We start from the raw sequence: 21,757 nt of genomic DNA on the forward strand, positions 1-21,757 counted from the left end.
ACGGAGGTTCCGCAGGTATTATCCGCTTCGATGGCCTTTTACTTTCTGCTTTTAGTGCTTATTAGCGGCTAAATGCTAACCGCTGACCCAGTACATTTTCATTGAAAGCGCCGTCAGCATAGGCCAGGTGGCCGCTTACAAAAGTATGGGTGATGGCAGCCGGGAAGGTATGCCCTTCAAACGGGCTCCAGGCACACTTATAATAAATGTTCTGTTTGTTTACGTTGGTCCGGCCATTCAGATCTACGATGACGCAGTCTGCAAAGTAGCCTTCTCTCAAAAATCCTCTTTCCTTTATCTGGAAACAGATAGCGGGTGCATGGCTCATTTTCTCCACCACTTTTTCTATCGTGATATCACCCTGACGGGCATGTTCCAGCATCAGCAAGAGGCTGTGTTGTACCAATGGCACACCAGATGGCGCCTGCAGGTAGGGGAGTTGTTTTTCTTCCCAGGTATGTGGCGCGTGGTCTGTGGCAATAATATCCAGCCTGTCGTCCAGAAGCCCCTGCCACAGGGCAGTTTTGTTATCTGCCGCTTTAATGGCCGGGTTGCATTTGATCAGGTTACCATATTGTGCATAATCATCTGCTGTAAAATGAAGATGATGTACACATACTTCTGCGGTGATGCGTTTCTCCGCCAGTGGCAGCATATTGCTGAACAACTGCAGTTCGCGGGCAGTGGATATATGAAGAATATGCAGGCGGGCATTGTGCTTCTGTGCAAACTGTATAGCCACCAGTGACGACTCGAAACAGGCTTCCACATTGCGGATCAGCGGATGATCCGCAGCGGTGAGGTGATCTCCTTTTTCGCGCTGAAAAGTTTCCATATTGCTGCGGATGATTTTTTCATCTTCGCAGTGGGTCGCTATCAGTAATTCGCTGTTGGAAAAAACGGTTTCCAGGGTGAGGTAGTTATCAACCAGCATGTTGCCGGTAGAAGAACCCATGAATATTTTTACGCCGCAAACACTTTCTTTTTTGGCGTTTGTCTTCAGAATTTCTTCGACATTATCATTGGCAGCTCCCATGAAAAAGGAGTAGTTCGCCAGTGAATGTTGTTGGGCGATGATATATTTATCTTCCAGTAATTCCTGGGTGAGTGCAGCAGGCTTGGTATTGGGCATTTCCATGAAGCTGGTGGTTCCACCGGCTACGGCAGCGCGTGCTTCTGTATAAATAGTCGCTTTTTGTGTGAGGCCGGGTTCGCGGAAATGTACCTGGTCGTCTATTACGCCGGGCAGCAGGTGTTTCCCTTCTCCGTTAATTTCCGTGTATTGGCCGGTGACAGTGATATTAGGCGCTATTTTTTCAATGCGGCTGTTTCTGATCCATACATCCTGTACCGTGGTTTGTCCTTCGTTTACCACGGCTATATTCCTGATGAGGTAATTTTGCATGCCGCAAAAATAAAGAATTACGAATTAAGAATTACGAATTACGGAGTGGCATACGCGTTTACAATTATCGTAATTCGTAATTCTTAATTCTTTCCATTATCCTTCCAGGTGAATGGAAAATACAAACATGCGGGATTGCAGCTTTTCTACCACATTGGAGTATCGCAGGTTAGGGTCTTTTACGTGTACATTGCCGAAACCGTTGCTGATTTTGAATTCAGGCGCAAAGATGAAGCTTTCAAAGTAAAACTCAAATCCGGCGCCGGCTTCATAACCATAGTCGCTCTTTTTGATCTTTACGAGGTCGTCTGCCCTGCGTAGGCGGGCGTTGGAGGCCAGATCATAGTCGTATTTCAGGCCGGCGATGGTGTATACACGCATATTGCCGATACGGTCCGACTTAAATTTGATCTGTAAAGGGAAGCTCAGTAAAATAGATTCTATCTTTTTTTCGGTATCCTGTGGTTTGGGATAGGTGTCCCGGTAATATAGATTTTTGGATGCAAAGATGAGCTGCGGATTAAAGCGCAGATCGAAATGCTCGCTAAGCCTGGCATTAGCCAGTAATCCCAGGTTAAACCCCATTGTTTTCAATGGCTCTGCCACCATAATAGAGTCGCTCGCCAGGAAGGCAGGTGAATGTTCGAGTTTAAAATAGGACTGGTTTGCGGCCAGCGTAATGCCAAAGTAATAGGGTTTTGCATCATGTTCTATCATATTCATATTGGTTTGCGCCTTTGCAGGAAGCATTCCAACCAATAAAACGAATATCAGCGCGTAGCGCAGTAAATAGAACATATGCCGAATGTTAGCGTTTTGCATGTAACGGCCTGGAAACGGGTGTTAGTTAAAATAGTTCGCATTGCTTCACCCTGCGGAAACGCTTTCACAGATTCTGGCAGATAACTGTAAGCCGCCTGGCTCTTCGCTATCCATTTCCCGAGCAGCGGTGTAATATAACGAAAATACAAATTATATAATTGTTTAATAGGAAAAACTGTGGGATTCGAAAATTCAAGTATCACTAATTTACCCCCTGGTTTCAGTACACGATACATGTCAGACAGCCCCTTTTCCAGGTTTTCGAAATTCCGTACGCCGAAAGCCACTGTTATGGCATCAAACGTCTGGTCCGGAAAACTTATTGTCTCACTATCGCCGGATTGCAGCGTAATTTTATCTGCCAGGCCCAGTTTTTCGATCTTTTCCCGCCCATGAGTCAACATCCCCTCAGAAATATCAATGCCCACAATTTTTTCCGGATGAAGGTGCTTTTCGGCCATAATGGCAAAGTCGCCCGTGCCGGTAGCTACGTCCAGCATGAGTTTAGGCTGAAGTGACTTCAAATAGCCCAATGCTTTTTTCCGCCAGATAATGTCGATTCCGAGCGACATAAAGTGGTTAAGAAAGTCATAGCGATGAGCAATATCATCAAACATGGTCGCTATCTGCTCCTTCTTGCTTAATTTTGACCCTTCAAAGGGAACGATCTTCTGAACATTTACATTTTCTGACATAGTCCGCAAAGTTAAAGAAATGTAGTATGTAAATAAGGAGATACGGGTTTTTTAATGGAACAAAGCAAATATCATTATGGTAATTAAGTCAGCAGAATATCTTATCAGTAGTCCCGATTGGGAAAAATGCCCCAGTCCGACAATGCCGGAATATGCCTTTATAGGCCGTTCTAACGTGGGTAAGTCTTCTTTGATCAATATATTGGCCAACAATGAAAAATTAGCCAAAACCTCCGGTACACCCGGTAAAACACAGCTGATCAATCATTTTGCCATCAATAATGCCTGGTATCTCGTGGATTTACCCGGATACGGCTTCGCTAAAAGAAGTTTATCACAACGCCGCCAATGGCAGCAAATGATCGAAAACTACCTGCGCAAACGCACTAACCTGGTGAGCGTATTTGTACTGATCGACAGCCGCCACCAACCGCAGAAAATAGACCTGGATTTCGTTAACCAGCTCGGTGAATGGAATATCCCGTTCAGCCTCGTATTTACAAAGGCAGATAAAAGCACCCAGGCGGAAGTGAGCAAAAACGTAAAAACATTCCTCAACAAAATGAGGGAAACATGGCAGTTCCTCCCACCTAACTTCGTGACCTCTACCATAAAGAAAACAGGCAGAGACGCAATACTCAATTATATCGATGAAATGAATGCGCAATTCCGGGCCATTGCCTGATAAAAGCAGTCGCCCTCCTCTCTCCAATATTTTTTTATATTTGGTACTACTTGTTAAATGATGGCATTTTTTTACCCAAATACTTGTTGGCATGCTGGATGCAACAGATGAAATACTGTGTAAAAGGATAGTGGAGAGAGATCAGGAAGCCTTCCGGGAATTGTACGAAAAATACCGCGATCCCATATACGGCTATACCCTGAAACTTTGCGGCTTACCAGACGTGGCGGCAGATGCGGTACAGGAAGTATTTCTGAAAATATGGTTGAAGCGCGAACAACTCAACCCGGCTTTGTCTCTCCGGGCCTACCTCTTTACCAGCACCCGCAACTACGTATTCGACTACCTGAAAAAGGCGGTTCATGATAAAAATTTCCGCGAACATTTTCTGCAATTATATACAGAAGATACCGGCGCCATGGACGATATCCTCTATACCCGGCAGCTGGAAGTCATTAAAATGAATGCCATCTCGCATTTACCTGCCCAACGGCAGCGGATCTTCAAAATGAGCAAAGTACAGGGATTATCCAACCAGCAAATTGCCGATGACCTGGGCATCTCTGTCAATACCGTAAGAGACCAGCTGGTAAAGGCTTCCCGCTTTGTACGCCATTACCTGTATCAACACGCCGATATCTCTATCGTCATGGCTGTCTTTTGCCATATCTATCGGAACTAAAAAAAAATTTTCCTGCCGATCGTCTTTTAGATCATCCCGATCGTATTACTGTTATGTCAACGAGGAACAATGGAAGAAAAGAAGCATAGTGTAAAGGACCTTTTTATAAAACTAGCCGAAAGGAAATCTACACAGGAAGAGCGTTTGCGACTCATTGCCTGGTTGGAAAAAGATCCGGTGCCCAGTGAATTCCCGTCTGTGGAAGAACTGTTGGAAACCGGAAACGGACGGGTGATGCCGCCGGAAGCCGCTGCCAACGTTTTTAATACCATTATGCAGCACTCCCCGGCAACACCTGTGATCCCGTTATGGAAAAGAACCCGTTTCAGAATAGCGGCCGCCCTGATTCCCTTTGTAGGCCTGGCTTCCCTTGCTATAGTATACTATAGGGAGAAAGACAACCGCCGGCATTTTGTCAATAATACACGTCAGGTACAAACCATTCAATTGGAAGATGGTACCGTTATACGGCTCAATCAACGCAGTAGCATGGCCGTAAAGACCAATGACCAACGCCGCGAAGTATGGCTGGAAGGAGAAGCTTTCTTCACCGTTAAACACCAGGCCACACAACCGTTTATTGTGCACGCCGCCAACCTCGTGGATATCAGTGTACTGGGAACGGCCTTCAACGTAAATACCCGCAATGGCAATGCCGCTGTAGTATTGAACGAGGGAAGCGTAAAAGTAAATGCCGGTAAAACCGCATCCCTGCTGCTGAAGCCAGGAGAAATGGCTGCGTTTAACAACAACACCAGGGTGTTATCGAAACAGCCCGTAGATACCCTGTTTCAAACTTCCTGGAAGTACAACCTGCTGGCATTTAAAAGTCAAACACTAAAAACAGTAATGCAACAACTAGGTGAACAATATGATTATAAAGTAGCATTCGAAGCAGAAGGAATAGAAAACCTTCTCTTCACCGGATATCTTCCATCCGACAACCTGCAACAGGCGATCCTTACGATAGAACAGTCCTTTAATTTAAAATTCGTTTTACAGCACAAGATCATTTACGTGAATAACAAAAACCTTTAGAGACAACCAAAATTAAGTTATGAAAAGAGTTAAATCAATCAGTTTCCAACTGATAATGGTTACTGCTTTGTTATGCTGTCTGCAATGGACAACCGCACAGATAACAACAGCTGCCACCCGCGAAAACCACACCACGGCAGTGCCTTTGATCACGGTGATCAATGAACTGGAAGCAAAATTTGATGTCCGCTTCAGCTATAACACCAACCTGCTGAAAGGAAAAAGTATCCTGCTGCAAAGCACCAGTGTTTTTGAAGCAGATAACATTGAAGGAGGTCTGAATAAATACATCGCACCTTTGGGCCTGGTATGCAAAAAAATAGATGGCAAACTGTACGTGGTAAAAGCAGAAGATACCGGCAGTACTAAAACCAAATTAACAACAGTAATAGATGCGGCACAAAAGCAAACCGTAAAAGGTACGGTAAAGGATTCTGTCGGCAACGTATTGCCAGGCGTAATTGTACAGGTGAAAAGTACTTCGAAGGCAACGGTCACTGATAAAGACGGTCACTTCTCTATCGATAATGTAAACGATGGAGAGGTGCTGGTATTTAACCTCATGGGATACACGCCTAAAGAATATATCGTAAAAGGCGAACAAACCATTACCATCGTATTGAATGATCAGGCGATCAGCATCGACCAGGTAGTAGTCACTGCTCTCGGTATTAAACGTTCGGAAAAAGCACTGGGATACGCCGTGCAAAAAGTAAAAGGAGAAGCAGTACAAACTGTAAAGGGAGTAGACCTCGCCACTTCTCTCACCGGGCAGGTATCCGGCCTGGTGGTGAAAAATTCCACTGAATTTTTTGCCAAACCTACCATTGAACTGAGAGGCGAAGGAGCTTTGCTCGTAATTGATGGCGTGCCCTATGCCAACATGACCCTGCGCGATGTGCCTGCAGATGATATTGAAAGTCTTGATGTACTCAAAGGCCCCACTGCATCCGCATTGTATGGCTCCAGAGCTTCCGGCGGCGTACTCCTGGTAACCACCAAAAAAGGAACAGGCACCGGCTTGTCGGTGAATATCAACAGCAACACCATGCTGCAGAGTGGCTTCCTCGCTATCCCTAAATCACAAACTTCTTATGCCCGCGGACAGTACGGAGCAATTGATAACGACTACGTTTGGGGACCAAAATTAGATGTGGGCAACACCGCCAGGGATTGGAATCCGGCCACTAAACAATTTGAAGATAACAGGCCATTGACTTCTGCAGGAAAAGATAACCTGAAGAATTTTATGGAGCTGGGATTAATCACCAACAACAACATCAACGTATCCCAAAGTGGCAAGTATGGCAGTTTCCGCGCTTCCATGAACCACATCTACAATAAAGGACAATTTCCCAATGCTAAACTGAATATGTACAATTTCACCCTGGGGGGTGAATTGAAAGCAACAGAAAAGTTTAGCCTCGAAGGGCATATGGGCGTCAGCAAAAGAATAGCGCCGCAAACATGGGGTACTGGCTACGGTAACCAGGGTTACATCTATCAGCTCACCATGTGGACAGGTCCCGAATATGATATCCGCCAATACCGTGACTACTGGAAAGTGCCTAACAAAACACAAAACTGGATGTACACCAACTGGTACGATAACCCTTACCTGATTGCGTACGAGAAACTGGATGGAATTCAACAGAATACTACCAATGCCAGTTTGACCGCCAACTATAAATTCAATCCAGACCTGACCCTCCTGGTACGCCTCGGTTATGATGTATACAGCAATAAAGAAACGCAAACCAACCCAACAGCTAATATCTACTCTACAAGAGGTGGCTGGAACGCAAAAGGTTTATACGCTATTTACAACTCATGGGGCTGGAGTACCAATAACGATGCGATACTGAGCTATACCAAAAAAGTGGGTAACTGGAATTTTGATGCGATGGCTGGTGGTACTATTTATTACTATCAAAAAGAAGGATTAAACGCTTCTACTAAAAACGGATTGGTTTCACCTACCTATTTTTCATTGAACGGATCAGTGGAAGCACCTACGTTCAGCCCGTCCTATACCGCCAACCAGGTAAATAGCCTGTACGGAAGACTGGCAGTTAGCTGGAAGAATACCGTTTTTGTGGATGCTACTGGTAGAAACGACTGGAACTCTGCACAGCCGAAAGCAAACAGGGCTTACTTTTATCCTTCTATCGGATCAAGTGTGGTATTATCTGAATTATTCAAAATGCCCGCCTTTACTGATATGTGGAAAATCCGCGGTTCCTGGGCCACCTTTAAAACACCTGCAAATCCATATGCTATCAACCGTCTCTATAGCACCAGTACCGGTGTGTGGAACGGCGCCAATTCTGCCAGGTATCCCGGTAGTTTACTGGGAGACAATATCCTCCCAAGTTCACAACGTACCTGGGAAATCGGTACTGCCGCTTACCTGTTTAAAAAACGCCTGAATATAGATGTGGCCTACTTCAACAAATATTATTTCAACCAGCAGGAACTGGTGCCTATTTCAGGCAGCAGTGGATTTGAATCTACCCTGGTGAATACCGGCGAAACCTATGTTAGAAAAGGCGTAGAAATTACTGTCGGTGGTACCGTGATCAAAAACAAAAATTTCCAGTGGGTATCTACTGTTAACTGGTCTAATCAACATCGTTACTACGTAGAACTCGACTCTGTATATTCTGCTAAAAAGCCTTGGGTAAAAACAAAAGAAAGACTCGATGTAATGACCGACAACTACTGGTTAAGAGATCCTAAGGGTAATATTATTCACAACAATGGTATTCCGGTAGAAAGTGATTATGAACAATTATATGGTTATACAGATCCTGCTTTTAGTTTCGGGTTTATCAACACCTTCTACATCGGCAACTTTACCGTAGGACTCAATATCGACGGACGTATCGGCGGATGGATGTACAATTATATTTATGATAAAATGTGGGATTCCGGTACCAATCCTGAATCAGATAATCAGTATCGTTATGATGAAGTAGTGAAAGGCTTAACTAATTACGTAGGTAAAGGCGTAAAAGTAATCTCCGGTAGTGCAAGCTATGATAACTTCGGTAAGATCATCAGCGATACCCGTCAGTATGCAGACAACGATACCAAAGTGTCTTACCAGGATTATGCGCAGAACTTCAGGGGCGGTGATCGTGGTATTCAAAAGAAATCATTCGTAAAAGTGCGTGAACTGTCTGTAGGATACCGTTTCCCGGCCAGTAAGCTCGCTCATTCCGGTATTAAAAATGCATCTGTTTCCGTTACTGCCCAGAACCTGTTCCTCTTCACCAAATTCAAATTTTCAGATCCTGATGTGGACGATGAAAACCTGAATTCACCATCGCAGCGGATGATTGGGGTTAATTTCAAAATTGGGTTCTAATCTTTCATCATCAAAGTAAATCACATGAAAAATAATTCACTGAAATATATATTAGCGATCCCATTAGTGGCCAGCTTGATAGCGGGATGTTCTAAATTTGATAAGATCAATACCAACCCCAATCAAACAACACAGGTAGGTTCAGATCTGTTGGCTACCCAGCTGATCCTGAATGTCACAAGAAGCAGCATCAGTACCACTAAAGGATTTATGCAGCCCTACCTGTTGGGTAAATACCTTACCTGGGGAGAAGGACAGGAGAATTTACAGTATAATAAATTCGGGAGAAGCAACTTTGACCGGTTGCTGCAGTTGCGCAACATCCCGCCTATGGTGAATGCTGCTCTGGATGAAGAAGCCAGAAAATCATACAACGGCTTAGGTCACTTTATCCGGGCCTGGCAGTTTTTCCAAACTACGATGCAGGTAGGCGATATCCCTTATTCGCAGGCAGGCAAAGGTGAAGCGGAGAACATCATTCAGCCGGAATACGATACGCAGAAGAAAGTGTTCCTGGGCATCCTGAATGAACTGGATAGCGCTAACGCACTGTTTGCTGCAGGAAAAGATTTTGCAGGCGATCCCATATATAGCGGTAAAGTAGATAACTGGCGCAGGCTGGTCAACAGTTTTGAATTACATGTGTTGATGAACCTGTATAAAAAAACAGGTGATGCAGATTTGAAAGTGGTGGAACGGTTTAAAGATATCGTAGCCAACAGGCCATTGATGCGTTCTTATGCCGATAACTTTGCATTGACTTATACTCCTGCTGCTGGTCAAAATTATCCCTGGTCCGATGTGCCGGCGGGTTCAGGTAATTCATTTGTGAAATCGAATTATACCATGCTTTCGGCAACGTTAATCGCGCCGTTGAAAACATTGCAGGATCGCCGCCTGTTCTATTATGCAAAACCTTCTCCCGTAAAAATTGCTGCAGGAAAACTCCCCAGCGATTGGGATGCATATGTAGGGGCAGAACCATCCAACGCATTTTCTGCACTGCAAACCATGCGTGTATCCAAAGATTATTCTGATCTGAACAACCGTTATGTAAACCTGGTAAATGCAGAGCCGGTAAGCGTATTCAGCTATCCTGAATTGCAGTTTGTACTGGCAGAAGCCACTATACGCGGATGGATTTCCACCACGGCGGCTCAAACGTATTATGCAAATGGTATTACCAATGCCATGAAGTTTACAGCTGCCTACACACCAGATCAAGCTGATTTTCATCACAACATGAAAATGGATGATGCTTATATTCAGGCATACGTTACCTCCGTGGCACTCACTGGCAATATGCAAAATCAGTTGTCGCAGATCATTACACAGAAGTACCTTGCAGGCTTCCTGCAAGGCTGTAACTATAATGCGTGGTATGAACAAAGACGTACCGGCTTCCCGGCGTTTGTGTTGAATAGCACCACTAATCTGAATACACCAGGTACACAGTTCCCGGTAAGATGGTTGTATCCTGCCAACGAATTAAGCTATAACAATGCGAATATGGATGCTGCTATTCAACGGCAGTTTGGTGGAAGTGATAATGTAAATAGTGTGATGTGGTTGTTGAAAGACTAACATCTTTTATAAAACAGGAAGGCCCGCATCAGCTGATGCGGGCCTTCCTGTTTTATAAAAGTGCTATAATATTCTTTGATAGATGAGCCTCATTCCCTCCGGGTTTTTATCCCACACATAAAGCAGATTCTTTTTTATTTCGATATGATAAGAACTCTGGTTCCCAAGTTCGAGTTGCCATCTGGGGTCAGTATCGATGTTGGTCTGTACAACATTATAGGTAGTTGCTACCAGCTGTAAATCGTCTACCAGCAATCTGTATTCTCCATGCTGGATAATTAATTCCTGCTTGTTTGTTATCCTGGGTTCCTGTTCAATCATGTCGCCGTCTGCTTTTATAAGCAACCACTTTCCTTCAATTTTTATGGTAGAAGTATCCTCTTCTTTTTTTTTGCAGGAGGCAATAAGTATAAACAGCAGGAAAGTAGTTATCCAGTATTTAATTGTCATAGTAAATGGTATTAATTGGCCAATAACTTACAATTGGTAATGGTCTGATTTATTTTTTTCTGGAAATCATCCATGTAAGGCACGCTGGTACCGGTATCTATGGAGATTTTGGTGGTGTCGGCAGGTGTTTCCTGTATGTAGGTGAATGTTTCAAAAGAATTGTCTGCTGCACCGAGAAGACTATAACTGCTCACCAGTGTATCTGCTTTGATGGTTGTTTGCGGAAAACTGCTGAGGTATTGTTTCAGACTGTCATGAACATTACCGGGCAAAGTAGTGGTGTCACTTTTGTCTCCGGTATAAGTGATTTCATAGCTGGCATCAGCGGTGATCTGCAGCTTTTTGGTATGCGGAACAGGTACATTGCCGCCGCCGAAATTAACAAACAATGCATTACCCTTTGAAGAAGGTGGAGTGGTATTTCCGCCTTTGTTTTTACAGGCTGCAATACTGAAGGAAGCAATTAGCATTACTGCTACCAGTGATTTTGGTGATGTCATAATAAGGGTTATTTTATGTATAAAACGATGAATAAGGAAGCTGTTTAATTCCCGTAAGATTTAAACAGCCAGCCAGTATTAATTTCCTGCTAAAGGGTTTAAGGTCTTAATAGCTTGCAATTGATAATGGTTTGATTTATTTTTTTCTGAAACTCGTCTATATAAGGTACGACAATACCCTGATCTATGGAGATCTTAGTGGTATCGTTAGACTTTACCTCTACATAGCTGAATGTTTGGAAAGGCATGTCGTTTGCTCCTCTGCCACTATATTTAGTTGTTTGAGGATCCGCTTTGATGGCTGCACGTGGAAAGCTGGAGAGGTAGGGTTTCAAACTGTCATGAATATTACCGGGTAATTGAATGATTTCCTTTTTTTCTCCGGTAAACCTGATTTCAAAGCTGGCGTCAGCAGTGATTTGTAGCCTTTTATATGGGAACTCCTCAGATGCCGCTATCTGGCTGTTAAAATCAATAAAAAGCGCATCCCCTTTTGGAGTTATGTTATCTTTCTTACAGGCAACAATGCTAATGGTAGCTAACAGCAATATTGCTATCAGTGATTTTGGTGAGGTCATAAATAAAGGTATTTTATGTATGTTAAGCGTGGGAGCAATGGGAAAGTTACAATTAGGGGCAGGACTTGTACAGCTAGATAAGGGGAGAAAAAGCCACCTGACGTGGTGTCACGTCAGAAAAATATTTGAGAGAGGTACAAAAAACAGGCGCCTTAGTTCACTATTTTATTGGCGCAGCTGCTGCTGGCAAACGCTTCAGGTTTGGCTTTGAAGGCAAAGCCCATACCCAGGATATAACCCATTGCTTCGCGCAGGGCCAGGTTACTCTTGAACTGAGGATTGGTATTGATGTCTGCATGAACTTCCATGTCTACATTATATTCAGTAAACAGGTCACACAGTTCATACGCAATCTCAATACTCTTGCCTACTTCTACCAGCATGCGCTCTTTGATAGAATAGCGGTTTTTGGTTTTTTCATTGTGGATAAACATAAATCCGCCATGACCTTCCCGAAGGAAAACGATCACCGTAGCGAATTCAGTATCCACTCCTTTTACCTGGGAATCAGTGCCAATGCACACTTTCAGACGAAATCCCTTAGCGGTTTCGCGAACAATGGCTTGTCGTACTTCCTCCTTTACCGGAAGGTGGATGACCTCTCCATTAAATCTTCTCCATTGCATAAAATGTATATTAAAGGGTGAACATGCAAATTGGGTTATGCTATAATGCCTGCCTGTTGAAGTAATGCCATGCGTTTGGTGGGTCAACAATATGGGATGCGTTCATTGGGGGATAACAGCAATATATACGAATATACGAAAAAGCTGTTAGCAATTGCCAACAGCTGCACGTTAAAAAAATGAGAAGAAAGAAAGAGGAGATGTGGCTAAAACTGGCCAGTACTCAGCAGCACCAGTGTACAGGCTTCTACTGGTTGAATATTATGCTGCCTGGCAATAGCTTCCAGTTCCTCGTTTTCTGCACCCGGATTAAATATAATGCGGCGGGGTTGCAGCTGCAGAATATAGTCGTAATACGCTTTCTGTGCAACAGGATTCAGGTACATGGTAACGGTATCTACTTTCTCCAATGCCGGATGTTCTGTGATCACCGGGATTTCCCCAATCGTAGCCGCACGGCTCCCGATAGCCACTACAGGATGGCCTTTGGCGGTAAGTCTGTTCACGGCCATATTGCTATATCTTTCGGGATTGGGTGATGCACCCAGTACCACGGTGAGTTTTTTATCGTTGCTGGTTTCCATACCACTAATTTACGGAATTCAAAACAAGTGATAAGCATGCCAGGGCAGATGAGTCAGGATATCCTGGAACGCATCTTTTAACAACGGAAAGGTAAAAGTAAAACCTGCCTGTTGTGCCCTGGATGGTAGTACCCACCTGCTTTTCAATAGCAGTTCCGTTTCTGTGCCGATGAGGGCCGCTCCTATTTTTAATAAAGGTGCAGGGGCTGGCAAACCAAATGCGTGGCCGGTAGCAGCCCGCAACGATTGCATGAATACTTTATTGGTCACCGGGTTGGGAGCCGTGCAGTTATAAGTGCCGCTGCCCATTTCATTTTCGTATAGCCAGGCTATCATCCTGCATACATCTGTGATATGTATCCAGGTAAACATTTGTTTGCCACTACCCTGATAGCCACCCAGGCCGAACTTCGCCAGGTTCAGATAAGGCTGCATAACCCCGCCGGGCTGCCAGCCTAAGGTAACGCCTATACGTAGTATTGCTTTTCGTGTGTGCGGCAGGGTAATATCGTTGAAAGTTTTCTCCCATAATTTGCATACCTGAACCGAGAAATCATTGGCCATCTCCCCATTAAATTCATCCATGGGACGGTCATCCGCATGCCGGTATATGGTGGCGCTGCCTGCATTGATCCACACTTTGGGAGGATGTTGTAAGGTTTGGATGGCGGCTCCTAAAGCCTTGGTGGCGTTCACACGACTATCCAGTATGGCTTGTTTGTTTTTCGGGGTATAACGGCAGTTGACACTTTTGCCTGTGAGATTAATCAACAGGTCGGCATTTTCCAGTGCTGCGGACCATTCGCCGCCACTTATTCCATTCCAGGCCACATAGCTGATACGGCCGGCGGCAGGGCGTGGCATGCGGGTAAGGATAATGATATCGTTCTCCTCACCGAAATGTTCGATCAGGCTTTTACCAATGAAACCGGTACCAGCAGCGATGATGATGCATTTATTTTTCATGGTAATTTGTCGTTTTCAAGCGTTTCATAAAAAGTTAGCAACAGGTAGTAAATCATCAGCAAGGGTGCACAATATACCAGCCATAGCAGGCCAAACAGGGCAAAGCCAATGTCCATCACGCTGAGTACTATCAGGATGGCGCAGAGCATGAGTAGAGGAATCAATATCCAGTGATATATCTTCCTGAAAAATGAAATAGGAAACCCCTGGTGGATAATACAGCTGAAGAGCTGGTAGATGAAAGCAAGGGTCAGTACATGGCCGCCCTGACTATCATCAATGGAAGTAAAACATACAAAGGATAAAAGCAGGAGCAATACCTGAATAACAATATCAATGAGCAATAAAATTTTTTCTTTTCTTTCCATATTTCAGAATTTTCAGTAAAAACAGAAATATAGGCCCCAAAAAAAGCCCCTTCCGTCATGCTTTTTGACGGATGATTAAAAACAATCTTCTGATAGAAATGACAGCTATGCTGATGCAGAGGACCGGGAGTAGTAGGAATATGCCCCCGTAAAAAAAGTAGAAGGATACTAGGCGCAGCCCTCCGGATAATACTATAAAGTGAGTGAGGATCAGGGCTATCGACAGGAGTAAACTGAAGGCTAACAGGATAAGTTGCAGATAATAAAGTCCCTTGTGTGTGACTAGCTGCCGGCCTTCGAATATATGTATAAAGCTGCTGATGGTCTGCCACCCCAGCAGTACCCAATACAATTGATGGATAGGAAAATGAAAGTAATCAGAGAAGAAAAAGAGGTATACCCAGGCAAGGATACAGGCCGCAGCAAGAACGCCCTGTATGACTCCATCTGCAATAATAAACCATTTCATTTTTATTTTGTTAGTTCGGAATTTTCAGGAAAGAATGAAATATCGAAACAAAAAAAATTATTTGATGAGTTTCAGCAGGCTGCTATAGAACCAGTTTTCTTCTGATTTAATAAATGCACCGATTGTTTTATCGGTTTGTTGAGCAAACTTGGTAATGTTGGAGATGGAATCTTTGAAGGCTTTCATTTCTTTGTCTTTTGGATCGCCTTCTGCCTGCTGCAGCTGTAACAGTACTTTCATGATAGGATCCAGCTCACGTTTCTTTCTTTCGCGTGCAATATAGGTAGCTACTTTCCAGATGTCTTTTTCGGCTACAAAAAATTCCTTTCTTTCGCCAGGAATGAGGATACGTTCCACCAATCCCCAGTTAATAAGTTCCCGCACATTCATATTGGTATTACCACGGGAAATATTCAGTTGCTCCATGATATCATCTGCACACAACGGATCCGGCATTACCAGCAGTAACGCGTGAATCTGAGCCATCGTACGGTTAATACCCCACTGAGCGCCCAAAGATCCCCAGGTTTGGATAAACTGTGCTTTTGCTTCCACTAAGTTCATGTAGGTTGTAATTTATAGCGTTTGACAATTTACAGGGTCAAATGTATACCAAGTTTTTGAACTTTCAAAAGCTAATGAAACATTTTACGGCCCAATGACCGGATAACGCACAAAAAAGGCGGAGTGTATCACTCCGCCTTTCGTATAGCTATTATAATCAGTTTATACCAGCATGGTTACCGGATTTTCCAGGAACCCTTTCAGGGTAGCCAGGAAACGGGCGCCTACAGCTCCATCCACACTTCTGTGGTCGCAGCTCAGGGTCAGCTTCATGATGTTGGCTATTTTCACCTGACCTTTTTCCACAATTGCAGTTTCTGTGATATTACCTACTGCCAGGATCGCTGAATCCGGCGGGTTGATAATAGCAGTGAATTCATCGATACCGAGCATACCCAGGTTGGAGATGCTGAAGGTATTACCGCTGAATTCCTGTGGTTGCAGTTTCTTGTTTTTGGCTTTGTCGTACAGGCCTTTTGCATCGCTGGCAATCTGGCTCAGTGTTTTCTGATCAGCAAAGCGGATCACCGGTACAATCAGACCATCTTCAATAGCTACCGCAGAACCGATGTGTACATGCTGGTTCTGACGGATAAAGTCGCCCATCCAGCTGCTGTTGACCGCAGGATGCTGACGCAGTGCCATCGCAGAAGCTTTGATCACCATGTCATTGAAGGAAATCTTAACCGGAGAAATTTCGTTGATAGATTTACGTGCTTCCATGGCTTTATCCATATTCACATCTATTTTCAGGTAGAAGTGGGGAGCAGTAAATTTGCTTTCGCTAAGGCGTCTGGCAATAACCTGGCGCATTTTAGTCAGCGGAATATCTGTGAAGCCTTCCTGGCCAGCCGGAACAAAGGCAGGAGCAGCAGGTGCTGCACTGCTTGTGCTTTGAGCAGGAGTAGCTGCTTTGGCAGCAGGAACGAAGCTGTCTACGTCTTTTTTGATGATACGGCCACCATCACCGGAGCCAGGAATCTGGCTGATGTCGATGCCTTTTTCTTCCGCTACTTTCTTAGCCAGCGGAGAAGCTTTAACACGGCCGTCTGTATTACCGGATGCAACTGCAGCAGGAGCGGCAGGAGCAGTAGTGGTAGCAGCAGGAGCGGTACCGTTTTGTGAAGGCGCAGCAGCAGGAGCAGCAGTTTGTGCGGCAGGAGCTCCGGTTTCAGCAGCCAGTATAGCATCTACACTGGTGCCGGCTTTACCAACAATGGCAATGATACCGTTTACTTTGGCAGCTTCACCTTCTTTTACACCTATATATAATAAAGTACCGTCGGCATAACCCATTACTTCCATGGTCGCTTTATCCGTTTCCACTTCCGCCAGTACATCGTCATTCTTCACAACATCGCCTACTTTCTTATTCCAGGCAACTATTTTACCTTCTGTCATGGTATCGCTCAACAGCGGCATACGGATAACAGTCGCATTTTTCAGTGCTTCTTTTAATGCAGCATCATCAGCCGGTGCAGCAGTAGCAGCAGGAGCGGCCTGTGGCGCCGGTGCAGGTGTGGCTGCAGCAGCTGCAGGAGCAGCAGTAGCCTCTTTTTTATCTTCCAGCAGAGAAGTATAATCTTCCCCCGGTTTACCTACAATGGCAATAATTCCGTTTACCTTAGCTGCTTTTCCTTTCTCCACACCAATATACAGGAGGGTTCCTTCTACGTAACCCATCACTTCCATGGTTGCTTTATCTGTTTCCACTTCAGCAATAACATCGTCTGCCTTTACTGTATCGCCCACCTTTTTATGCCATTCCGCAATCACCCCTTCCGTCATCGTATCACTCAAAAGGGGCATTCTGATAACTTCTGCCATAGTGTTTTATTCAAAATTTTGTTCAAACCTACATGTTTTTGCGCAAAAACGCAAAGAAGGAATTGTAAACTGTTTAAAAATGTCTATCTATCGTTAATATTTAATTACAGTACCCGGATTAGAAATCCAGCTCCATATTAAGTCTGTCTTTCAGCTCTTTTACCATCGGATATTTTTCAGACATCTGCTGAAATTGTTCCCTGCTGGATAGCGGAGCAGGGCCGATATCCTGTGTTTGCTGACTTTCGTCCAGCTGTAGGGTAAGCACGATGGTAGGATTGTTAAATTTCTTTTTCAGGAACTCAGCAATCACCAGCTTCTCTTCTTCCATAAACCGGAATTGCACAATGTTCCTGCTTACAATGCCTACTTCTGTAGCGCCCAGCAACTTCAGCTGTGCCAGCTGTAAGTTACTCACCACCGTCATTTTGTTGGCTTGCCGGTACAGATCAATAAATTCTTCCCAGTACACAGCAATTGCTCCCATAGTGAGTGCGATAGACTGTACCTGGGTAGTAGTTTGCTGTTTCGCAGCCATCGCCTCTTTCATGGCGGCCAGTCCGGTTAATTTGCTGGCCGGTGTGGCTGCAGTGGCAGCAGGAGCCGCTGTTGCAGGCATGCCAGTGCCGGAGGCCGGCGCTGTTTGTACCGGTGTAGCTACTGACTGCTGTATTGGAGCTGTAGCTGCAACGGCTTGTGCCTGTGCACTTACCGGTGCTGTTGGTACCGGTTGCTGCTGCTGTTCTACGGGCAAAGTTCCGGGAGGTGTTTGTACTGGTGTTGCCGCTACCGGACTTTGTGCAGGTGCCGCGGGAGGGACTGGTGCCTGGCCGGAGGCTCCGGTATCTACCGTTAAACGGGCAGCAGGTGCCGATGCAATACTTTCAGTAGTAGCTGGTTTATCTATGATGGTTTTGGCCGTTACCGGCTGGGCAGCAGGTGCGCGCAGCTTCTGTGGTACGGAACCATCAGGTACTAATTTTTTTTTTGAAACCTCTCCGGTGCTGTCATCGCTGACCAGCGTTACCGCCTGTTGCAGATAACATAACTTGATGAGGGCCATTTCCACATGCAAGCGCTTATTACGGGCCATGCGGTAATTGATCTCTGTTTCATTGAGCAGGTGCAGGGCGGTGATCAGGTAAGCCGGGCTTATCTGACCGGATAACTGCTTGTAGCGCTCTTTCAGATTACCGGATACTTCTACGAGGTGAAGCGCCTTGTCTTCTTTACAGAGCAACAGGTTGCGCAAAAATTCCGCCCAACCGTTCAGGAAATTATCTCCTTCAAAACCTTTCTGCAAAATTTCGTCAAACAGGAGAAGCGCACTGGCTATATCCTGCTGTAATACGGAGCCCATTACCCGGAAAAAATAATCGTAATCCAGGATATTCAGGTGCTCCAGTGTATTTTGATAGGTAAGATGTCCGCTGGTAAAGCTAACAATCTTATCCAGTGTGCTCAGGGAATCACGCATACAACCATCCGTCTTCTGCGCCACCAGGTGCAGGGCATCGGTTTCTGCCTCAATATGCTCTTTGGTACAGATTTCCTGCAGATGGTCTACTGTATCCTGTATGGTGATGCGTTTAAAGTCGAAGATCTGGCAACGGCTCAGGATAGTAGGCAATATCTTGTGCTTTTCTGTGGTAGCCAGGATGAAAATCGCGTATGACGGCGGTTCTTCCAGGGTTTTCAGAAAAGCATTGAATGCCGAGGAACTGAGCATGTGTACCTCATCTATAATATAGATCTTATATTTTCCTGCCTGTGGTGCAAAACGTACCTGTTCCACGAGGGTACGGATATCATCCACTGAGTTGTTGGAGGCAGCATCCAGTTCATGGATGTTGAAAGAACTGCCTTCATTAAAGGATTTACAGGAATGACATTCATTACAGGCTTCCCCATCCGGCTGCAGGTTTTCGCAGTTAATGGTTTTAGCCAGGATACGTGCACAGGTGGTCTTTCCTACTCCGCGAGGTCCGCAAAACAGGAAGGCATGTGCCAGCTGGTTATTGCGGATGGCATTTTTGAGAGTGGTGGTAATATGTGCTTGTCCTACAACAGTTGAAAAGTTCTGTGGACGGTATTTACGGGCTGAAACGATAAAATTCTCCATATGACTGCTACGCTTTCGCGAGCGCCGAAAATACGCACAAATTCAGTAAGAGAAAAATGCACGGCAGGAACGGCGCTTTGACAGGGTATTATTCCCCTGGTTCTAACGTTAAAATAAATTCCAGGTAGGCCTTTTTTAATAATATGATTCCATTATTGTAATGTTCCATCATAGCAGAACTGATTTCATGCAGCTCCTGGATAGCTACATAATCGGGTATCATATCTTCCATAAAGGTACAGTCCTGCTGCCGGAATTTTTTTAGCTTCTCGTTCATTCCTTCCGGAAAGGAACTATAAAGGGGAGAGTTGCTGATGTTTTCTGTCATCATACGGAAACTCCAGCATTCGGCAGATAACTCATCAAAAAGTGCCGGCATCGACTCCATATCATGTTCGCCGGTATTAAAGAGTAGGCTGATGCAATGTATAATCCTTATCACCTGATCATTCAGCTGATGGCCGGTTTGCTGATATTGTAATATCTGAAGATATTTCTCTTTTAGCAGCTGGGCAACAGCTGGATTTTTTTGATGTGCAATGGTGTAGTGATAACGAAATGCTTTCTGGTCATGTGTCTGGAGCCATTCGTGTTCGGCAGATACTTTTTCCGATAGCATCCGTGCCAGCTGTCTGGCCCGGGCAGCACTGTATTTCTGTCCGTCAAATTCAAAATAGCGGGTCTGAAACTGCCCGCTGCTGATGGCCTGGAGGGTTTCTGCATCCTGGCGGTCACGGTAAAATGTCCGCATCCTCCCGATAATATCCGGATGATATATTGTTTGAATACCACAATTTTGGATTTCTTCCGGTAGCAGCAATTGGGTATATCCTTCGGTCATTTCGTTGAATGGCCGGTTGTCATAATAATCATTAAATACCTTAGGATATTCATATAGCCGGTGACGTTCAGACAGTTCCTCAATATAACTGGCCGGGCTGATTTCGGTGAATGTTTCCGCAGAAGGGAGAACGGTGAAATTATATACCAGCGCAGTCATTTGCTCCTGCAAACGCTCCGGTTCTCTAAATAAGCCCCAGGCACTGCTGCTGATTTGCCTGCATGACACATTCGCCTGCAGGTAATGCGCCTCCCGGTCTTCTCTTGTAAGATGGGACGTCCATTGCTCCCGTAACTGTACCCTGCTTTTCAGGAAGGTTTGAAAATAATTGTCTGTAATAACAGGTAGTCCGGCGCTGTCCAGTGCGAGGTGATTCTGGGCAGCATAGTAATGAATGAGGGCGCGTTGTACCCTGAAAATATTGGAAAACCGAACCGCCCTTTCCGCGAGGTCAGGTAGTTTATGAAAACAGTGGTCCAGGCAGTAGCTGCCCATTTCCAGGCGGCGTAAGCCGCTCACGGCGGTTTCAGTACTGGTAAGGCCCACTGCCACAGTATCAGTATAAAATTCCATTTCCCGGCTTAAAGTGAGGTACTGCCTGTTAATCAGGGAATATATTTTCCTCAGCACTAACTGCATGATATTCAGGATCCGGGTAGTAATATGGGCAAAGAAACTTAACAGGCTTCCACCATTGCTCCATCGTACTTCCATTTCCTCCCAGCGCTCATTTTCATATAGCATATTATACAACGTCTTATTTAAGGTGTATATATAGCTGCCCAGCTTCATACTTCGCTGTGAGAAATGTGTGAATTCATGTGCCAGTAACATTTTGAGTTCGCTGATATTCACACTATTGACAAGCCCCAACCCAATCTCCAGGTTTTTACGGGTAGGCCAGAACAAACTTAAAAAGCTGGAATTGTGAAAAACAGTTGCATTCATGTCGGGGACTACAAATATTTTCTTTGGGAAACGTATGCGTGTGTCTTTTACCAGCTGGGTAATGAAGTCGAATAAATCAGGATGGTTATCTGCAAAAATCTGGGTACGATATGGGTTAACTGCAGGACGCTTATTAAAAAGAAACTTGATGAGGAAAAACAATACCATCCCTCCCAGTAACACAAGACTAAGTCCTATGATGCCGGAAATCCAGGTAGGATAAGTGCGGAATAGTATTATACCTCCTGAAACAAAGGTCACCGCCAGGGCCACCGCTGTGAGCAATAGTACCACGTAAAGAATAAAGAACAAGACAACGCAGCTGATGGCTTTCATTATCTGTTGCCTAAATAATAACGTGGGCTGAACAAGTGCCAGATCCGCGTTCTCCGGGCACTCAGGATATAAGTTGGTCATAACAAAACATCAGGTTAGATACGATCGTAACAGCAAAAGGGATTTAAATGTATATAATATTCAGTAACTTCTTTGCCACTCTGAGGCTATCGGATATTTATATGGGTTGCTGAGCAGCCTTCCTGATTTGGTTTTTATGGGATTTTTCAAATGTATATATTTCATGATAATATATTAGTTGCCACATCGTCAATAGTTTTTTTTGAGGAAAAGTTA

General features: G+C 44.7%; 20 protein-coding genes. 5 read left to right on the top strand and 15 right to left on the bottom strand.

Going from position 1 to position 21,757, the window contains the following annotated elements; all coding sequences use genetic code 11:
* Positions 1–61: 61 nt before the first annotated feature.
* From AB4Z08_RS09690 to ubiE, 3 genes are all read right to left on the bottom strand, one after another.
* Positions 62–1,405 (bottom strand): dihydroorotase, encoded by a 1,344-nt coding sequence (locus AB4Z08_RS09690; RefSeq protein WP_441573529.1) that lies wholly within the window; start codon positions 1,403–1,405, stop codon positions 62–64.
* A 96-nt stretch (positions 1,406–1,501) separates the two neighbouring features.
* Positions 1,502–2,203, bottom strand: coding sequence for a type IX secretion/gliding motility protein PorT/SprT (gene porT / locus AB4Z08_RS09695; protein WP_441573530.1), 702 nt, complete (start codon positions 2,201–2,203; stop codon positions 1,502–1,504).
* Complete coding sequence (gene ubiE, locus AB4Z08_RS09700; RefSeq protein WP_441573531.1) at positions 2,176–2,922, bottom strand: bifunctional demethylmenaquinone methyltransferase/2-methoxy-6-polyprenyl-1,4-benzoquinol methylase UbiE; 747 nt, start codon at positions 2,920–2,922, stop codon at positions 2,176–2,178. The genes porT and ubiE overlap by 28 nt, the downstream gene beginning before the upstream one ends.
* A gap of 76 nt (positions 2,923–2,998) precedes the next feature.
* On the opposite strand from ubiE, the gene yihA reads away from it, so the two are divergent.
* The 5 genes from yihA to AB4Z08_RS09725 all read left to right on the top strand — a co-directional run bounded on the left by yihA (position 2,999) and on the right by AB4Z08_RS09725 (position 10,281).
* Complete coding sequence (gene yihA / locus AB4Z08_RS09705; protein ID WP_441573532.1) at positions 2,999–3,607, top strand: ribosome biogenesis GTP-binding protein YihA/YsxC; 609 nt, start codon at positions 2,999–3,001, stop codon at positions 3,605–3,607.
* Between the two features lie 91 nt (positions 3,608–3,698).
* Positions 3,699–4,289, top strand: a complete 591-nt coding sequence (locus tag AB4Z08_RS09710) for an RNA polymerase sigma factor (protein WP_441573533.1) — start codon at positions 3,699–3,701, stop codon at positions 4,287–4,289.
* A 69-nt stretch (positions 4,290–4,358) separates the two neighbouring features.
* Positions 4,359–5,327, top strand: coding sequence for a FecR family protein (locus tag AB4Z08_RS09715; protein ID WP_441573534.1), 969 nt, complete (start codon positions 4,359–4,361; stop codon positions 5,325–5,327).
* 19 nt (positions 5,328–5,346) lie between these two features.
* Positions 5,347–8,697, top strand: coding sequence for a SusC/RagA family TonB-linked outer membrane protein (locus AB4Z08_RS09720; protein WP_441573535.1), 3,351 nt, complete (start codon positions 5,347–5,349; stop codon positions 8,695–8,697).
* Positions 8,698–8,721: 24 nt separating this feature from the next.
* Entirely contained in the window at positions 8,722–10,281 is a 1,560-nt protein-coding gene (locus AB4Z08_RS09725) for a SusD/RagB family nutrient-binding outer membrane lipoprotein (RefSeq protein ID WP_441573536.1), read from the top strand.
* A gap of 63 nt (positions 10,282–10,344) precedes the next feature.
* On the opposite strand, the gene AB4Z08_RS09730 is transcribed toward AB4Z08_RS09725, so the two are convergent.
* The 12 genes from AB4Z08_RS09730 to AB4Z08_RS09785 form a co-directional block, all read right to left on the bottom strand.
* A complete protein-coding gene (locus AB4Z08_RS09730; protein ID WP_441573537.1) occupies positions 10,345–10,731 on the bottom strand; it encodes a hypothetical protein in 387 nt (128 codons plus the stop codon).
* Between the two features lie 11 nt (positions 10,732–10,742).
* Positions 10,743–11,231 (bottom strand): hypothetical protein, encoded by a 489-nt coding sequence (locus AB4Z08_RS09735; RefSeq protein WP_441573538.1) that lies wholly within the window; start codon positions 11,229–11,231, stop codon positions 10,743–10,745.
* Positions 11,232–11,329: 98 nt separating this feature from the next.
* Positions 11,330–11,809, bottom strand: a complete 480-nt coding sequence (locus AB4Z08_RS09740) for a hypothetical protein (RefSeq protein WP_441573539.1) — start codon at positions 11,807–11,809, stop codon at positions 11,330–11,332.
* Positions 11,810–11,961: 152 nt separating this feature from the next.
* On the bottom strand, positions 11,962–12,435 hold the full coding sequence (locus AB4Z08_RS09745) for a ribonuclease H-like YkuK family protein (RefSeq protein ID WP_441573540.1): 474 nt from the start codon (positions 12,433–12,435) through the stop codon (positions 11,962–11,964).
* Positions 12,436–12,641: 206 nt separating this feature from the next.
* Complete coding sequence (locus AB4Z08_RS09750) at positions 12,642–13,019, bottom strand: CoA-binding protein (RefSeq protein ID WP_441573541.1); 378 nt, start codon at positions 13,017–13,019, stop codon at positions 12,642–12,644.
* 18 nt (positions 13,020–13,037) lie between these two features.
* Positions 13,038–13,985, bottom strand: a complete 948-nt coding sequence (locus tag AB4Z08_RS09755) for a TIGR01777 family oxidoreductase (RefSeq protein WP_441573542.1) — start codon at positions 13,983–13,985, stop codon at positions 13,038–13,040.
* Positions 13,982–14,353, bottom strand: coding sequence for a hypothetical protein (locus AB4Z08_RS09760; RefSeq protein WP_441573543.1), 372 nt, complete (start codon positions 14,351–14,353; stop codon positions 13,982–13,984). The genes AB4Z08_RS09755 and AB4Z08_RS09760 overlap by 4 nt, the downstream gene beginning before the upstream one ends.
* Before the next feature lie 55 nt (positions 14,354–14,408).
* Entirely contained in the window at positions 14,409–14,822 is a 414-nt protein-coding gene (locus tag AB4Z08_RS09765; protein ID WP_441573544.1) for a hypothetical protein, read from the bottom strand.
* A gap of 57 nt (positions 14,823–14,879) precedes the next feature.
* On the bottom strand, positions 14,880–15,386 hold the full coding sequence (locus AB4Z08_RS09770; protein WP_133806502.1) for a GbsR/MarR family transcriptional regulator: 507 nt from the start codon (positions 15,384–15,386) through the stop codon (positions 14,880–14,882).
* A gap of 162 nt (positions 15,387–15,548) precedes the next feature.
* On the bottom strand, positions 15,549–17,213 hold the full coding sequence (locus AB4Z08_RS09775) for a pyruvate dehydrogenase complex dihydrolipoamide acetyltransferase (protein ID WP_441573545.1): 1,665 nt from the start codon (positions 17,211–17,213) through the stop codon (positions 15,549–15,551).
* A 118-nt stretch (positions 17,214–17,331) separates the two neighbouring features.
* Complete coding sequence (locus tag AB4Z08_RS09780; protein WP_441573546.1) at positions 17,332–19,335, bottom strand: DNA polymerase III subunit gamma/tau; 2,004 nt, start codon at positions 19,333–19,335, stop codon at positions 17,332–17,334.
* Between the two features lie 88 nt (positions 19,336–19,423).
* A complete protein-coding gene (locus AB4Z08_RS09785) occupies positions 19,424–21,541 on the bottom strand; it encodes a M48 family metallopeptidase (protein WP_441573547.1) in 2,118 nt (705 codons plus the stop codon).
* Positions 21,542–21,757: the final 216 nt, after the last annotated feature.

Source organism: Chitinophaga sp. RAB17 (assembly GCF_052114225.1).
GTDB lineage: Bacteria > Bacteroidota > Bacteroidia > Chitinophagales > Chitinophagaceae > Chitinophaga.

Coding starts and splice junctions, on each gene's coding strand:
- AB4Z08_RS09690 (WP_441573529.1), bottom strand. CDS start 1,405: ATGCAAAATTACCTCATCAGGAATATAGCCGTGGTAAACGAAGGACAA.
- porT (WP_441573530.1), bottom strand. CDS start 2,203: ATGTTCTATTTACTGCGCTACGCGCTGATATTCGTTTTATTGGTTGGA.
- ubiE (WP_441573531.1), bottom strand. CDS start 2,922: ATGTCAGAAAATGTAAATGTTCAGAAGATCGTTCCCTTTGAAGGGTCA.
- yihA (WP_441573532.1), top strand. CDS start 2,999: ATGGTAATTAAGTCAGCAGAATATCTTATCAGTAGTCCCGATTGGGAA.
- AB4Z08_RS09710 (WP_441573533.1), top strand. CDS start 3,699: ATGCTGGATGCAACAGATGAAATACTGTGTAAAAGGATAGTGGAGAGA.
- AB4Z08_RS09715 (WP_441573534.1), top strand. CDS start 4,359: ATGGAAGAAAAGAAGCATAGTGTAAAGGACCTTTTTATAAAACTAGCC.
- AB4Z08_RS09720 (WP_441573535.1), top strand. CDS start 5,347: ATGAAAAGAGTTAAATCAATCAGTTTCCAACTGATAATGGTTACTGCT.
- AB4Z08_RS09725 (WP_441573536.1), top strand. CDS start 8,722: ATGAAAAATAATTCACTGAAATATATATTAGCGATCCCATTAGTGGCC.
- AB4Z08_RS09730 (WP_441573537.1), bottom strand. CDS start 10,731: ATGACAATTAAATACTGGATAACTACTTTCCTGCTGTTTATACTTATT.
- AB4Z08_RS09735 (WP_441573538.1), bottom strand. CDS start 11,231: ATGACATCACCAAAATCACTGGTAGCAGTAATGCTAATTGCTTCCTTC.
- AB4Z08_RS09740 (WP_441573539.1), bottom strand. CDS start 11,809: ATGACCTCACCAAAATCACTGATAGCAATATTGCTGTTAGCTACCATT.
- AB4Z08_RS09745 (WP_441573540.1), bottom strand. CDS start 12,435: ATGCAATGGAGAAGATTTAATGGAGAGGTCATCCACCTTCCGGTAAAG.
- AB4Z08_RS09750 (WP_441573541.1), bottom strand. CDS start 13,019: ATGGAAACCAGCAACGATAAAAAACTCACCGTGGTACTGGGTGCATCA.
- AB4Z08_RS09755 (WP_441573542.1), bottom strand. CDS start 13,985: ATGAAAAATAAATGCATCATCATCGCTGCTGGTACCGGTTTCATTGGT.
- AB4Z08_RS09760 (WP_441573543.1), bottom strand. CDS start 14,353: ATGGAAAGAAAAGAAAAAATTTTATTGCTCATTGATATTGTTATTCAG.
- AB4Z08_RS09765 (WP_441573544.1), bottom strand. CDS start 14,822: ATGAAATGGTTTATTATTGCAGATGGAGTCATACAGGGCGTTCTTGCT.
- AB4Z08_RS09770 (WP_133806502.1), bottom strand. CDS start 15,386: ATGAACTTAGTGGAAGCAAAAGCACAGTTTATCCAAACCTGGGGATCT.
- AB4Z08_RS09775 (WP_441573545.1), bottom strand. CDS start 17,213: ATGGCAGAAGTTATCAGAATGCCCCTTTTGAGTGATACGATGACGGAA.
- AB4Z08_RS09780 (WP_441573546.1), bottom strand. CDS start 19,335: ATGGAGAATTTTATCGTTTCAGCCCGTAAATACCGTCCACAGAACTTT.
- AB4Z08_RS09785 (WP_441573547.1), bottom strand. CDS start 21,541: ATGACCAACTTATATCCTGAGTGCCCGGAGAACGCGGATCTGGCACTT.